The organism is Agrobacterium sp. 22-214-1 (assembly GCF_053522465.1).
Window position 1 is genome coordinate 728,843 of sequence record NZ_JBNWCK010000001.1, and the last position, 14,662, is coordinate 743,504.

The 14,662-nt window shown below is 58.3% G+C and carries 12 protein-coding genes and 3 tRNA genes; 6 read left to right on the plus strand and 9 right to left on the minus strand.

Going from position 1 to position 14,662, the window contains the following annotated elements:
- Window positions 1-16: 16 nt before the first annotated feature.
- The 4 genes from ACQZ5G_RS03675 to ACQZ5G_RS03690 all read right to left on the minus strand — a co-directional run bounded on the left by ACQZ5G_RS03675 (window position 17) and on the right by ACQZ5G_RS03690 (window position 1,587).
- Window positions 17-601, minus strand: coding sequence for a NuoB/complex I 20 kDa subunit family protein (locus ACQZ5G_RS03675; RefSeq protein ID WP_003521524.1), 585 nt, complete (start codon window positions 599-601; stop codon window positions 17-19).
- On the minus strand, window positions 592-957 hold the full coding sequence (locus ACQZ5G_RS03680; RefSeq protein ID WP_035259670.1) for an NADH-quinone oxidoreductase subunit A: 366 nt from the start codon (window positions 955-957) through the stop codon (window positions 592-594). The genes ACQZ5G_RS03675 and ACQZ5G_RS03680 overlap by 10 nt, the downstream gene beginning before the upstream one ends.
- Before the next feature lie 437 nt (window positions 958-1,394).
- A tRNA-Asp gene (locus ACQZ5G_RS03685) sits at window positions 1,395-1,471 on the minus strand.
- Between the two features lie 39 nt (window positions 1,472-1,510).
- Window positions 1,511-1,587, minus strand: a tRNA-Asp gene (locus tag ACQZ5G_RS03690).
- Window positions 1,588-2,032: 445 nt separating this feature from the next.
- Between ACQZ5G_RS03690 and ACQZ5G_RS03695 the strand changes: the two genes are divergently transcribed.
- Window positions 2,033-2,108 (plus strand) — tRNA-Val (locus tag ACQZ5G_RS03695).
- A gap of 318 nt (window positions 2,109-2,426) precedes the next feature.
- A complete protein-coding gene (locus ACQZ5G_RS03700; protein ID WP_003521525.1) occupies window positions 2,427-2,564 on the plus strand; it encodes a hypothetical protein in 138 nt (45 codons plus the stop codon).
- 206 nt (window positions 2,565-2,770) lie between these two features.
- Here ACQZ5G_RS03700 and ACQZ5G_RS03705 read toward each other — a convergent pair whose 3' ends face one another.
- From ACQZ5G_RS03705 to clpP, 5 genes are all read right to left on the minus strand, one after another.
- A complete protein-coding gene (locus tag ACQZ5G_RS03705; RefSeq protein WP_448737002.1) occupies window positions 2,771-4,969 on the minus strand; it encodes an esterase-like activity of phytase family protein in 2,199 nt (732 codons plus the stop codon).
- 353 nt (window positions 4,970-5,322) lie between these two features.
- The gene (gene hupB / locus ACQZ5G_RS03710) at window positions 5,323-5,598 is read right to left on the minus strand and encodes a DNA-binding protein HupB (RefSeq protein ID WP_006312721.1); all 276 of its coding nucleotides are present in this window, start codon (window positions 5,596-5,598) and stop codon (window positions 5,323-5,325) included.
- Between the two features lie 288 nt (window positions 5,599-5,886).
- Window positions 5,887-8,304, minus strand: a complete 2,418-nt coding sequence (gene lon, locus ACQZ5G_RS03715) for an endopeptidase La (RefSeq protein WP_448737003.1) — start codon at window positions 8,302-8,304, stop codon at window positions 5,887-5,889.
- A gap of 413 nt (window positions 8,305-8,717) precedes the next feature.
- Window positions 8,718-9,995, minus strand: a complete 1,278-nt coding sequence (clpX, locus tag ACQZ5G_RS03720) for an ATP-dependent Clp protease ATP-binding subunit ClpX (RefSeq protein ID WP_003521528.1) — start codon at window positions 9,993-9,995, stop codon at window positions 8,718-8,720.
- Between the two features lie 292 nt (window positions 9,996-10,287).
- Window positions 10,288-10,920, minus strand: coding sequence for an ATP-dependent Clp endopeptidase proteolytic subunit ClpP (gene clpP / locus ACQZ5G_RS03725; protein ID WP_003521529.1), 633 nt, complete (start codon window positions 10,918-10,920; stop codon window positions 10,288-10,290).
- Between the two features lie 452 nt (window positions 10,921-11,372).
- Between clpP and ACQZ5G_RS03730 the strand changes: the two genes are divergently transcribed.
- From ACQZ5G_RS03730 to ACQZ5G_RS03745, 4 genes are all read left to right on the plus strand, one after another.
- A complete protein-coding gene (locus ACQZ5G_RS03730; protein ID WP_196377713.1) occupies window positions 11,373-12,620 on the plus strand; it encodes a GGDEF domain-containing protein in 1,248 nt (415 codons plus the stop codon).
- Between the two features lie 83 nt (window positions 12,621-12,703).
- A complete protein-coding gene (locus ACQZ5G_RS03735) occupies window positions 12,704-13,957 on the plus strand; it encodes a cytochrome P450 (protein WP_448737004.1) in 1,254 nt (417 codons plus the stop codon).
- 65 nt (window positions 13,958-14,022) lie between these two features.
- Window positions 14,023-14,274 carry a hypothetical protein gene (locus ACQZ5G_RS03740; RefSeq protein ID WP_448737005.1) on the plus strand — a complete coding sequence of 84 codons (252 nt, stop codon included), beginning with the start codon at window positions 14,023-14,025 and terminating at the stop codon, window positions 14,272-14,274.
- Window positions 14,271-14,657 (plus strand): type II toxin-antitoxin system VapC family toxin, encoded by a 387-nt coding sequence (locus ACQZ5G_RS03745; protein WP_059752628.1) that lies wholly within the window; start codon window positions 14,271-14,273, stop codon window positions 14,655-14,657. The genes ACQZ5G_RS03740 and ACQZ5G_RS03745 overlap by 4 nt, the downstream gene beginning before the upstream one ends.
- Window positions 14,658-14,662 lie beyond the last annotated feature (5 nt).

The following is a 14,662-nucleotide window of genomic DNA, read 5'->3' on the forward strand; positions in this document are numbered from 1 at the left end:
AATCCGTCCTTTGCCCTTAGCGCTCGATCGTACCGGTACGACGAATCTTCTTCTGCAGCAGAAGCACGCCGTAAAGCAGCGCCTCCGCCGTGGGGGGACAGCCCGGGACGTAGATATCCACCGGCACGACGCGGTCGCAGCCGCGCACCACGGCGTAGGAATAGTGGTAATAACCACCGCCATTGGCGCAGGAGCCCATGGAGATGACGTAACGCGGCTCAGGCATCTGGTCATAGACCTTGCGCAGAGCGGGCGCCATCTTGTTGGTCAGCGTCCCGGCGACGATCATCACGTCCGACTGGCGCGGCGAGGCGCGCGGGGCGACACCGAAGCGCTCCATGTCATAACGCGGACCGGAAGCCTGCATCAGGCCTTCGACGGCGCAGCAGGCGAGACCGAACTGCATCCACATCAGGGAGCCGGTGCGCGCCCAGGTGATCAGCTCGTCGGTCGAGGTGACGAGAAAACCCTTGTCGGCCAGCTCGTCATTGATTTCCGTGAAGTAGGCGTCGTTGCTGCCAACCGGCTTGCCGGTCGAGGGATCGATGATCCCCTTCGGCTGCGGCGCAACGAGCGTGGTGTTGTTCTGGCTCATGCCCATTCCAGCGCTCCCTTCTTCCACTCATAGATAAAGCCGATGGTGAGAACGATGAGGAACACCATCATCGACCAGAAACCGAACCAGCCCATCTCGCCGAAAGACACCGCCCATGGGAACAGGAAGGCGACTTCCAGGTCGAAGATGATGAACAGGATCGACACGAGATAAAAGCGGATATCGAATTTCATGCGGGCATCGTCGAAGGCATTGAAACCGCACTCGAAAGCAGAAAGCTTTTCCGGGTCCGGCGCCTTGTAGGCGACAGCAAACGGCGCAATGAGAAGCGCCAGGCCGATGACGAGAGCGATACCGATGAAGATTGCGATCGGAATGTAGGAACTGAGGAGTTCAGTCATGGTCTCTTCCCTGCCCGGCCGGGTGCCGGACCTGCCTTTGTGACCCGAAGTCTCAAAGAGCGCACAAATATGTTGCAACGCCAAAGTCGTTAGCGCAGCCGCGCTCTCTCTGCAAGAGTTTAGGCACCATTTCAAGACACCTGCCGCATTGATTGGCAACAATATTGCCGGAATTGACGCAAATTTGGGCCACAATTCCGGCCTAAGCCCCTCAAATACAATAATAATCGATTGAACGACGCAACCGCAAAAAAGTCACACGAATTTTACGTCCGGATGGCGGTGAAGTGACGATATTCGGGAATCGAAACTTGACTAAAAAATGCAGGAAAAATCGCGTTTAAAAAGCCCGGAATCAGGCGCTGGAATCGTCAATAGACGAGCGCGCAAATCGCGCGTCGATCTGTTGTTTGAGGAGACATTTCAGGAGAAAGAAATGGCGCGAGTGACGGGGCTCGAACCCGCGACCTCCGGCGTGACAGGCCGGCACTCTAACCGACTGAGCTACACCCGCGCACCACAGACATTCATCTGCGTTTTCCGAGGGACAGGATGGCGCGAGTGACGGGGCTCGAACCCGCGACCTCCGGCGTGACAGGCCGGCACTCTAACCGACTGAGCTACACCCGCATCTCCTGACGACAGGAGCCAGTCCCGTCGCTCGAACCAGCCTCGGCTGTTCGATGAGCGGCTAACTACGGCGTTCGTGCGGGGGTGTCAAGCAGGTTTCACGACAAAAGAATAAGCTTCTTCATTTTGATCGGGAAAAACCGGAAGGCCTCGGAACGCGATTGCGGCAAACGCCCTGTTTTGCGGGCTTTTCCCAACGAAAACAAAAAACTTGTCCACAGCCGCAGGCTTCCCTAACGGGATTTCCACACGGCCATCAAGGCGTCTTCGGGTCCTGTTTCCGGCAAAAAGCCCGCAGTTCCCGGCTTTTTGCCCCCGCACCCCGGCGACGGAAAATTCTCTCGGCAAAAAAAACAAAAAAACTTCACAAAAGCCCTTGCGGTTTTTTTCCGATCCGAATACATCACGGCCACCGACGCGGCGGACACGATCCGAGACACGCGAAGGGCGATTAGCTCAGTTGGTAGAGCGCCTCGTTTACACCGAGGATGTCGGGAGTTCGAGTCTCTCATCGCCCACCATTTTCCCAGAAGATTTAAATATCACCCTTAAAACCGAGATCCGTCGTGTTTGCTTTCGCCATGCGATAAGCCCTCGAGTATTTGGATTATAGCCCCCTGCCCTTACTGCGGTCGGTGAAGCGTCGTCATGATTCCCAACCGCTGGAATCGCTTTTCTCCAGTTGCGCCATGCCAAATCGGCACTGCTGTTCCATATTCCGACAGCTTCACCGCCCCCTGTGTCACCCCGCAACATACCGGAAAATAAGGAAGATTCAGACTTTCTAAAGAGATTTCAGGCATTGTTTGCGCACCGTTTCATGATGAACGGTTGAACTGATGGATGAAACCATGTCGATCGACGCGTTTGTAACACTCGCGCTTATTGCGCTGCCTGTTTATATTTTTTTCCGCTGGGTCCAGCAGGACTCGGAAAAACAAGATACTCCCAAAAGCAAGAATTCCCTGGGGCGGTGATCCGTTACGATCGATCCGCAGCATTTTCCCGGATGGCCTCCGGACGAAACCCTCCACAATCCGATATCGAAGCGGCAATGCCGATTTTAACGGCTTGCATCGTCAGGCATCGTGTAAGCTCGGAGAACCCGGCCCAAGAAGCCCTCGCCGTACAAAAAAGCCGGGCATAGCCCGGCTTTTCTCATTTGCGGCGCCAATCGGCCCGATCAGTTGATCGCCTTCATATTGACGGTGAAGAACAGCGTTTCGCCGGAAGAATCGTCCACGCCGTCATTGTCGGTCACGGCATAGGCCGTTCCCGCCTTGTCGAAGGTGAAGCCTTCCAGCTTGTCGACGACATACCCGTTGGTCTGGGCCTTGAGATCGGGCAGGAAGTCATGGGCTTCCTGCTTGGCCACCAGCGGCAGTTCGCCGCCGATCTTGCCAGGCTTCAGGTCCGCGATCGCAACACGGTAGAGCTTCTTGATCTTGGCCTTGTCGCCGATCTGGTTGTCGCGCTCGACGATATAGACATAGTCGCCCTGCGCAGCGATTTCGGAGAGGCCGACCCAGCCTGCCTCGGTCTTGTCGAGCGGGTAACGGACGGCGCCCCATTCCCTGGACTTCGGATTGTAGGAGACGAGCTTGACGAAGCCCTTCTCGTCCGTGCCCCATTCACGCTGCACGGCCATCCACAGCGTCGCGTCGTCGCCCTTGCCGATCATCGTCACGCCTTCGAAACCGAAGCGGGTGTCGCCGGCGAGAAGTTCCTTCGGCAATGCGATCTCCGCCTTGATCTCGCCCTTGGCGTTGACGTTATAGAGCGCGTGCGGAACGAGCTTGGCGCTGTCGCCTTCAGAGGCCAGCCAGAAACCGCCCTTGCCGTCCAGCGTGATGCCTTCGATGTCGAGCTTCTGGGCGGCGATGCCGTCACGCTTGACGCGCAGGACGCTGGTGATGGTGGCGGGCTTTTTCGTCGCATCGATGGTGAAGATCGACGGCTGGTTGCCATAGACCGAGTCGGAGACGGCATAGAGAATGCCGGGCTTTTCGGCATCGCCGACCAGACCCGAGAGAGCACCCCAGCCGATCGGTGCGCCATCGACGGTGGCGGAAACGAGCTGCGGATAGGCTGCTTCACCTTCACCACGTTCATAGAGCATGACATGCGAACGCACGCCGCCGTCTTCGATCAGATCGACCTCATTGGCCGTGGCAAGGAGGTTGCGCGACGGGATAGCGACAGCGCCTTCCGGCGAAACGCCCGAAGGCAGGAGCTGCGTCAGTTCCGGCTCCTTGCCGGTGTCCTTGTAGACAGCGACGACAGAGGCGCGCTCGGACAGCACGAAGAAATATTTCTGGTCGCCGAAGGTCGCCGCTTCCAGGCCTTCCGGCTCGATGCCCTTGGCCTTGGAGCGCTTTTCCGGATAGTGGCCGATGGCCGCAACCGCGTGTTCGAGCGAGGAGCCGGATTCATAGACGAGCTTGCCGGTCTTGTCGAAGATGGTGAAGCCGCGCGAACCGCCCTGCCAGTCGCCTTCATTGGCGATGACGATGCGGTCATTGTCCAGCCACTTCACGGCGTCCGGCTCGCGCTTGCGGCCTTCCTGCTTGTCGGTGAACTTCAGCTGGCCGTCGGTCTTCGTATCGATGCCTTCAAGATCGACCTTGCCGGCGGAGAAATGCGTCTTCACCGTGCCGGTCTTGCCGTCGAGAATGACGATATGATTGTTTTCCTGAAGCGTCAGCGCGATCTCGCCATTGGCGTTGATCGACACGAATTCCGGCTCCGGATCCTCGGGGGAAATTTCGGCAAGGCCGGTGAGTTCGATCTTCTTCAGCGTCGCGCAATCGGCAACGCCGTCTTTCAGGTCGACAGTCACCAGATAACCGGCTGGCATCTGCGGCAGCGCGCCTTCGTTCACCTCTTCATCGCGCTCGTTTTCGATGGCGATGGCGGCGAAAGTCCTGTCCGGGGAAACGGCGACGGAATCGGGCTGGCCGCCGAGATCGCAGCTTGCTTCGATCTTTTTGGTAGCAATATCGACCGTCACCAGCTTGCCGGATGGCTTGGCGCGATTTTCCGACGTATTGACGCCGGCCAGCACCTTGAGACCGGCAACGGCAACGGAGGTCGGCTCGCCTTCGAGCAGCAGCGCGCCGCCGGCCTTGGGAGCCTTGGCGTCGGTGATGTCGATGAAACCGATGCCGCCAAGCGGGCTGTCCGAATAGATCAGCGTCTTGCCGTCTTCGCTGGCGGTAATGATTTCAGCCGAGGTGACGGACTTGGCGTCCTTGTCCGCGGGAAGGTTTTTCGCCACCGGGAAAGATGCGATGCGGTTGAAAACCGGCTCGGCAGCGGCCGGGATGGCTGCGGACGTAAGCAGCGCAGCGGTCAAAGCCATTTGAGAAAATCGGAACGCCATTTTAATCCCCCTTGGGTCCAGAAATACCCCAAGGCTTCTGCGTTACAGACATGACAGTGGCATGACACTTCCTGACCGCTGAATCAAAAAGCCCGGCCTAGAAGGCCGGGCTTTCGTGTTTATGCCCACATTCCGCGTAGAAAAACGCCGTGTGTCCGGATGGAAGCTACACAGGCGCTTCCCTGCTTTCATTCACATCTTGACCGGGAGAACCCGGCCTGTCCGAAAAGAGCTTTTCGAAACACCGCCCACTTTTGGCGGCGATGTGACGGCGTCAGGGCGTCAAAACATGTTTCCTCGTGAACCTGAAAAGCCGCCCGCCCGCCGCCGGGCGTTGCGGCTTTCCGGAAACCTTACGAGTTGACGGCGTCCTTCAGGCCCTTGCCTGCGGAAAACTTCGGTACGTTGCGAGCCGGGATATCGACTTCAGCACCCGTGGAAGGGTTACGGCCCTTGGAGGCTTCACGACGGCTGACGGAGAAGCTGCCGAAGCCGGCCAGGCGAATGTCGCCACCGTTCTTCAGTTCGCCCTGTACAGTTTCGAATACAGCATCAACAGCGGAAGCAGCATCTGCCTTCGTGAGACCAGCCTTTTCGGCAACAGCAGAGACGAGCTCGTTCTTGTTCATGTTTCCACCCCTTTCAATGGTTTGAAACGACTCAAATTAAGCCGGCGCAGAATACGTTCGCATCCGCGCGCAGCAACCCAAAAGCGCTGGAATCGCCTGAAAAACAAGGGGTCTGCGTTTTTTTTCACAAAAAAGGCCGACATTTCTGCCGGCCTTCCACATATTCGTGCCAAATTCGCATCACTTGTGCGCAGCTTTACGCCACATGCGCCTTCAGACACCTAACACATTGAATTTATGCAGCACCCGTCGCGAAAGGCGATTCCCGCCCCTCGCGGCGATGCATTATCAATGCGCGATGGTCTGGCTGCCGTCGTCGACACCTTCGACGGTTGCGATCACCGGCGTCTCGATGCTGCCGTCCCACTCGATGGGTTCCGGCTGGCGGATGAGGGCGTGCTTGATAACCTCGCCCATGCGCGACACCGGAATGATTTCCATCTCGTTCTTCACGTTATCAGGAATTTCCGCCAGATCCTTGGCGTTTTCTTCCGGGATCAGCACCTTCTTGATGCCGCCGCGCAGAGCCGCAAGCAGCTTTTCCTTCAGGCCGCCGATCGGCAGCACGCGACCGCGAAGCGTGATCTCGCCGGTCATCGCCACATCCTTCGAGACCGGAATGCCGGTCATGATGGAGACGATGGCGGTCGCCATAGCAACGCCGGCGGACGGTCCGTCCTTCGGGGTCGCCCCTTCCGGAACGTGAACGTGGATATCGCTCTTGTCGAAGCGCGGCGGTTCGATGCCGAAGTCCACGGCGCGCGAACGGACATAGGATGCCGCCGCCGAAATGGATTCCTTCATCACTTCCTTGAGGTTGCCGGTGACCGTCATGCGGCCCTTGCCCGGCATCATCACGCCTTCGATGGTGAGCAGCTCACCGCCGACCTCCGTCCAGGCCAGACCGGTGACGACACCGACCTGATCCTCGCGCTCGGCCTCGCCATGGCGGAACCGCGGAACGCCCAGATAATCCGGAACATTGGCACCGGTGACTTCCACGGACTTGACCTTGCCCTTGATGATCTCGGTGACAGCCTTGCGCGCCAGCTTCATCAGCTCGCGTTCGAAGCTGCGCACGCCCGCCTCGCGGGTGTACTGCTGGATGACGACCATCAGGGCATCATCGGTGACCGAGAACTCTTCCGGACGCAAGGCATGTTCCTTGATCGCCTTGGGCAGCAGGTGACGCTTTGCGATTTCGCGCTTTTCGTCTTCCGTGTAACCGGCGATGCGGATCACTTCCATACGGTCCATCAGCGGGCCGGGAATGTTCAGCGTGTTGGCCGTGGTCACGAACATCACGTCGGACAGGTCGTATTCCACTTCCAGGTAGTGGTCCATGAAGGTGGAGTTCTGTTCCGGATCGAGAACCTCCAGCAGTGCCGACGACGGATCGCCACGGAAGTCCATGCCCATCTTGTCGATTTCGTCGAGCAGGAAGAGCGGGTTCGCCTTCTTGGCCTTCTTCATCGACTGAACGATCTTACCGGGCATGGAACCAATATAGGTGCGGCGGTGACCGCGGATTTCCGCTTCGTCACGAACGCCACCCAGCGCCATGCGCACATATTCACGTCCGGTCGCCTTGGCGATCGACTTGGCAAGCGAGGTCTTGCCGACGCCGGGAGGACCGACGAGGCACAGGATAGGACCGCGGATTTTCGAAGCGCGGGCCTGTACGGCCAGATATTCGACAATACGTTCCTTGACCTTGTCCAAACCGAAGTGATCCTGATCGAGGATCGTCTCGGCCGCATTGAGGTCGGTCTTGATCTTCGACTTCTTGCCCCAGGGCAGACCCAGCAGCCAGTCCAGATAGTTGCGCACGACGGTCGCTTCCGCGGACATCGGGCTCATCTGGCGCAGCTTCTTCATTTCCGCTTCGGCCTTTTCCTTGGCCTCCTTGGAAAGCTTGGTCTTGGCGATGCGCTCTTCCAGCTCGGCCATCTCGTCACGGCCATCCTCGCCGTCGCCGAGTTCCTTCTGGATCGCCTTCATCTGTTCGTTCAGGTAATATTCGCGCTGGGTCTTCTCCATCTGGCGCTTGACGCGCGAGCGGATGCGCTTTTCGACCTGAAGCACGGAAATTTCGCCTTCCATGAAGCCAAGCGCCTTTTCAAGCCGCTGCTTCACGCTGACGGTTTCGAGCATTTCCTGCTTTTCGGTGATCTTGATCGACAGGTGCGAAGCGACCGTATCGGCGAGCTTCGAATAATCGTCGATCTGGCCGGCTGCGCCGACAACCTCGGGCGAAATCTTCTTGTTGAGCTTCACATAGCTCTCGAATTCAGACACGACCGAACGCGACAGCGCCTCGATCTCGACCGGATCTTCAGCAGGCTCCTGCAACGGCGTCGCGGTGGCTTCATAGAAGTCTTCACGGCCGGTGTAGCTGTCGATCTGGGCGCGGCCCTTGCCCTCTACCAGCACCTTCACGGTGCCGTCGGGAAGCTTCAGGAGCTGCAGGACATTGGCGACCGTGCCGACCTTGTGGATGGCCTCCGGGGCCGGATCGTCATCGCTGGCGTTGATCTGGGTGACAAGCATGATCTGCTTGTCCGAACCCATGACTTCCTCGAGCGCACGGATGGATTTTTCCCGCCCGACGAACAGGGGAACGATCATATGCGGGAAAACGACAATGTCGCGCAGGGGAAGTACCGGATAGGTACCGCCAGATGCCGCAGACGTGATGTTCGTCATATCATTTCCTTTCCATGGTCCCTTTCGGGACACCTTGCCGGACAGCTTGGGGCATCCGGCACATTCATTTCTCGAGACTGAAAGTGGAGTTTCGAAACACCGATTTCAAGTCGTCGGAGCAGACGGCCTTACGCAACGGCAGGACCGTGAAATTCAACAAAACTCAGCGCTGGCTCATACTACCGACATTTCCGGTTATCCTCGAGGGCTCAGGAACCGGGTCGCCGACGAAATTCACATTTCCGTCATATCGCGCTGCAAATCAGTTGTAAGACTTTATCAGCAAAGCGCAATCCGCTCCAAACGCAAAATCGGGCTTCCCCAAGTTAGGCGCAAGTTTCGCAAGGCCCATCTAATAGAAAAGGCCCGCACGGATGCGAGCCTCTGATTTCATCAAACATCGCGGCAGCCAATTACGCCGAGACGTTGGTCTTTTCTTCCTGACGGTCCGCATAGATGTAGAGCGGACGCGCGACACCGCTGACGACGTCGTTGGAAATGACCACTTCGCGTACCCCTTCCAGCGTCGGCAGTTCGAACATGGTATCCAGCAGGATCTTTTCCATGATCGAGCGCAGGCCGCGGGCACCGGTCTTGCGGGTGATCGCCTTGCGGGCGATTTCGCGCAGCGCGTCCTCGTGGAAGGTCAGCTCCACGTCTTCCATCTCGAACAGGCGCTGGTACTGCTTGACCAGGGCGTTCTTCGGCTCGGACAGGATCTGGATCAGGGCATCTTCATCCAGGTCTTCCAGCGTTGCGAGAACGGGCAGACGGCCGATGAACTCCGGAATGAGGCCGAACTTCACCAGATCTTCCGGCTCCAGTTCGCGCAGCACTTCGCCCACACGGCGATCGTCTTCCGCCTTGACGGTCGCACCGAAGCCGATCGAGGTCTTTTCGCCGCGGGCCGAGATGATCTTGTCGAGGCCGGCAAATGCGCCGCCGCAGATGAACAGGATGTTGGTCGTATCCACCTGCAGGAACTCCTGCTGCGGATGCTTGCGGCCGCCCTGCGGCGGAACGGAAGCGACCGTGCCTTCCATGATCTTCAGAAGCGCCTGCTGGACGCCCTCGCCCGACACGTCGCGCGTGATGGACGGGTTGTCCGACTTGCGGGAAATCTTGTCGACTTCGTCGATATAGACGATGCCGCGCTGAGCGCGCTCGACATTGTAATCCGCAGCCTGCAACAGCTTCAGGATGATGTTTTCCACGTCCTCGCCGACATAACCGGCTTCGGTCAGCGTCGTTGCATCCGCCATGGTGAAGGGCACGTCGATGATACGGGCGAGCGTCTGGGCAAGATAGGTCTTGCCGCAACCCGTCGGACCGACGAGCATGATGTTCGACTTCGCCAGCTCGACATCGCCATTCTTGGAGGCGTGCGCGAGGCGCTTGTAATGGTTGTGAACGGCCACGGACAGGATTTTCTTCGCCTGCTTCTGGCCGATGACATATTCGTCGAGGATTTTGATGATGTCCTGCGGGGTGGGCACACCCTCGCGCGACTTCACCATCGACGTCTTGTTCTCCTCGCGGATGATGTCCATGCACAATTCGACGCATTCATCGCAGATGAATACCGTCGGTCCGGCAATGAGTTTCCGGACTTCGTGCTGGCTCTTGCCGCAGAATGAACAATAGAGTGTATTCTTAGAGTCGCCGCCGTTGCTGCCGCTGACTTTGCTCATATCTCTTTCCTTCCAGCACGCCGCAGGTCCGCCAAACGGATCGCGGTCAACTTACCGCCCGCCGATACGGCCAGCCCTTGGGTGCATTGCCGTATCCGCCTCGTTTCCCGGGGTACTAGCCGTATCAGATACAGGAGCTGACACCCGGCTGCAACGAATTCCCCATCAAACCAAAGGCCACGTCATAAAAATTCAACATAGCCTTTATATATACTAATATCGCTTTCTGTTGCGGTTGAAAGCCCCGAAATTACTTTTGCGGGTTCAAACAAACGTCAAAAAGCGGCGCGCCTCAATTCGCGGCGGCGCCTTCGATTTCCTGGCGCGAGGTCAGGATCTTGTCGATCACGCCCCAGTCCTTCGCCTCGTCTGCATCCATGAAGTGGTCGCGATCGAGGGTTTTTTCAACCTCTTCGAGCGTGCGGCCAGTATGCTTCACGTAGACTTCATTGAGGCGGCGCTTCATCTTGATGATGTCGCGGGCATGGCGCTCGATATCCGATGCCTGGCCCTGGAAACCGCCGGACGGCTGGTGAACCATGATGCGGGCGTTCGGGGTGGCGAAACGCATTCCCTTTTCACCGGCAGCCAGAAGCAGCGAGCCCATGGACGCGGCCTGGCCGACGCAGAGCGTGGAAACCGCAGGGCGGATGAACTGCATCGTATCGTAGATCGCCATGCCGGCGGTCACGACGCCACCTGGCGAATTGATGTAGAGCGCGATTTCCTTCTTCGGGTTTTCAGCCTCGAGGAAAAGCAGCTGCGCGCAGACGAGCGAAGCCATCTGGTCTTCCACCGGGCCGGTGAGGAAAATGATGCGTTCCTTGAGAAGACGGGAAAATATGTCGTAGGAGCGTTCGCCGCGATTGGTCTGCTCAACGACCATCGGCACCAGAGCCATGGCGGTATCAACTGGATTTTTCATGTCCGTCCTTTGTCAAACTCTGCCCTTCGCGGAAAGCCGCTCCGGAATCACTTCTAACCTTCATACTCCCTACATAGAGTGTCCCTGCCCCGTACTTCAAGACACGAAGCCGCATATCCTTAACGGCTCAACAGCGTTTGCAGGCCTTTCGGGCCGAGGTTGACAGGGCTTTCGGACCGGGCGGCGTCAGCCGGGCCTCTTTCCCCCGCTGCCACCATTTTTTTACTATGGCAGGCGACGAAGGCAAAAATCGCCCGCCATGCACAGATATAACTTCTCACCGGCAAGAACTCGTTAGTATTTGCTGCCGATACTGGCCAGCGAATTTCCGGTTCCCGTTGGGGAATGGGCCCATCCGGGCGAAATGGCAGCTCAACAATTCCAGCGGGCATAACGCACCTCGTGCGAGAGAGCCCGCTTTTACCGCATTATGGCGCAGATAGGATTTTGCAATGCTGGATGCAAAGACGAGCACGCTACTGTGGGCGGCGGAGACGCTCACCCTTGCCGTGCTTTTGGGAACGCTGTGGCTGCACCGCCCTTCCCGCCGGCATAATCTCTATTTCGCGGCCGGTTTCCTCACAACGGGCATCGGCACGGTAATGGTGGCGCTTCGCGGGGATATTTCCAGTTTTCTGTCCATTCAGGTCGGCAATACGCTCGCACTTTCCGCCTTCGGCTTCTGGCTTGCAGGCCTGCTGTGCTTCGAACAGCGGAAAATCGGCGGCTGGGTCGCCATTCCGGCTCTGCTGTGGATCGCCGGAATGTTCCTGCCGCCCGTGCGTGAAAACATGGTGGCCCGCATCCTGCTTTATCATGCCAGTGCGGCCACCGGTTACTTCATGCTCGCCGGCGTCCTTCTGGCCAGCAAGGCGCGCGCCTCACGCAGCCGCCGGGTTCTGGCCGCGATCCTGGTCCTGCAGGCTTTTGCGGGAGCGTTCGTCGCATCCATCGTTATTCCGGCCAATGCCGCGGCCCCCAACGCCATTCCGCTGACATCGGCGCTTGCCTTTTCCGGCATGCTCGGCTTCACGGCCATTATCATGATCAGCGCCAAGATCATCATGGAAGACACAGAGATCCGTCTCCACCGGCTGGCCATGACCGATCATCTGACCGGCGTTCTCAACCGTCGCGGTCTGCTGGAGGAGTTCGAGCGTATCAAGAAAAGGTCGCCGGCCTCCAGCCGTTACGTGGCGCTGGTGCTGTTCGATATCGATCATTTCAAGAAGATCAACGACAGATACGGCCACCAGTCCGGCGATGCGGTGCTCGTTCATTTCTGTAATATCGCGCAGCGCGCAATCGGCGATCGCGGCCTTTTCGTCAGAATGGGAGGCGAGGAATTCGCGCTGGTTGCCGAAGTGGAAAGCCCTTCCAGCACGGCGACGCTTGCGGAAGCGATCCGCAGCAATCTGCGCCTTTCGAAGATCAGTTCGCGCGGTGAAGCCATCGAGGTGACCACCAGCGTCGGCATATCGGAAGCCATGATCAAGGATGCCGACCTCAACACGATGATGACGGAAGCCGACCGTGCGCTCTATGCCGCCAAGAAGGCCGGGCGCAACCGGACCGTCATCCATGTCAATTCAGCCAATGTCGTCGTGCCCGCCTCGGACCGCGACGAAAATCCGATGGACAACAATGCCGACCGCCAGGTCGCGGCGCTGAACCGGATATCCGCCATCGCCAGCCGATGACGATGTAACCACCCAGTGACAGGCATAGAGATATCCGGAAGGGATTTCCCTCCCTTCCCAAAGCGCCGCGCGCGGAATAGACCATGGGCATGACAGCGACATTTCCGTTTCTCAAAATCGATCCCGCCACCCGCCGCGTTTCCCTTGATGCCCGCGACCCGGCTTTCTACAACGATCCGAACCCGGTCTATGCGGCCCTTCACGCTGAATGTCCTACCTTCTACTGGGAAGAGCAGCGGCAGTGGTTTTTCACCGGATACGACCATGTGAGCGCGCTTTTGCGCGACCGCCGCTTCGGACGGCAGATCCTGCATGTGGCAAGCCGCGAAGAGATCGGCCTGGCGGAGCCGCTCGAACATGTGAAGCATTTCGACGCCGCCGAGCAGCATTCGCTGCTGGAACTGGAACCGCCGGAGCACACGCGCCTGCGCACGCTCATCAACCGCGCCTTCGTGTCGCGGCATGTCGACAAGATGAAGCCGGAAATCGAGGAACTCGCCAACCGTCTGATCGACGCTTTCGAAAGCAAGGGCGAAACGGAACTGCTCTCCTCCTATGCCGATGTAATTCCGGTGACGATGATCGCCCGCATGATCGGCATTCCCGAGGAGATGGGGCCGCAGCTTCTGAAATGGTCGCATGCCTATGTCGGCATGTATATGTTCAAGCGCACGCCGGAAGACGAGCTGCTGGCCGACAGGGCCGCGCATGAGTTTTCAGACTATGTGCGCAGCGTGATCGCCGAGCGGCGGGCGGAACCGAAGGACGATCTGCTGAGCCACATGATCCACACGGAACACAAGGGCCAGTACCTCACCGACGACGAGCTGGTCTCCACCACCATCGTGCTGCTGAATGCCGGGCACGAGGCGACCGTGCACCAGATCGGCAATTCCGTGCGCATCATTCTGGAAAGCGGCATCTCCCCCGAGACGCTGTTTAACGACGAGGCGACCACAGAACGGACGGTGGAAGAAACCCTGCGCATCTGCGCACCGGTTCATATTTTCCAGCGCTGGGTTCTGGAGCCGGTCGAAATCGACGGCGTCGCGTTCAAGCGCGGCGACAAGGTCAGCCTCATCCTGGCAGCCGCCAATCTCGATCCGGCAAAATTTTCCGATCCGCTGACCTTCCAGCCCGACCGCAACGAGGGCGCCAACGTCTCCTTCGGCGCCGGCATTCATTTCTGCATCGGCGCGCCGCTTGCACGGCTGGAGCTCAATCTTGCCCTGCCCCTGCTTTTCAAACGCCTGCCGGGTCTGAAGATCGCCGAGCCGCCCAGGGTCAAGGATGTCTATCATTTTCATGGTCTGGAGCGGCTCGATCTGGCATGGTGAAGTAGTTTTTTTATCATCCCCGATGCGCTATGGTATTTTCGTCCAATAGTGATGAGGCAAATGCCTTGGCAACCAAGTCGAAGAAAAAAACGGATATGACGCCACCCCCCTCGGTCGTTTTTACCGAACTGGAGGCGCATCTTGAGAGACTATCGCGTCAATTGGATGCGGTGGGTATTTCGGAGAGTAAATCGGGCTCTGTTCCACACGAAAAACGCCGACGCGTTCCGGGCCGTTTTAAGGGCGTGCTCGTGGTCGGACCTGAGTTCTTCGAACCGCTGACGGAAGACGAACTTAAAGAGTTCACGACCGAATGAAATATCTACTGGATACCCATGCACTGCTTTGGTGGCTGAATGACCATGACCGGCTTTCGCCGGATGCGCGCGAAATCATCAGCGACCCCAATAATGACCTCTATGTGAGCGCGGCTTCAGCATGGGAAATTGCCACGAAATTCGCACGAGGCCGTTTGCCCGGTGCGTCGCTCATACTTCCCGATTTTGCGGGTGTAATTGAACAGGAAGGCTTTCTCGAACTTCCCATCAACAGCGCTCATATGGTTCGAAGCGCCATGCTGCCGGGCGAACACCGCGATCCGTTCGATCGAATTCTTGCGGCTCAATCTATTTTGGAAAACATGGCATTGATATCTATCGACGAGAAAATTCCGTCGCTTGGCGTCATGACACGCTGGTAACGCGC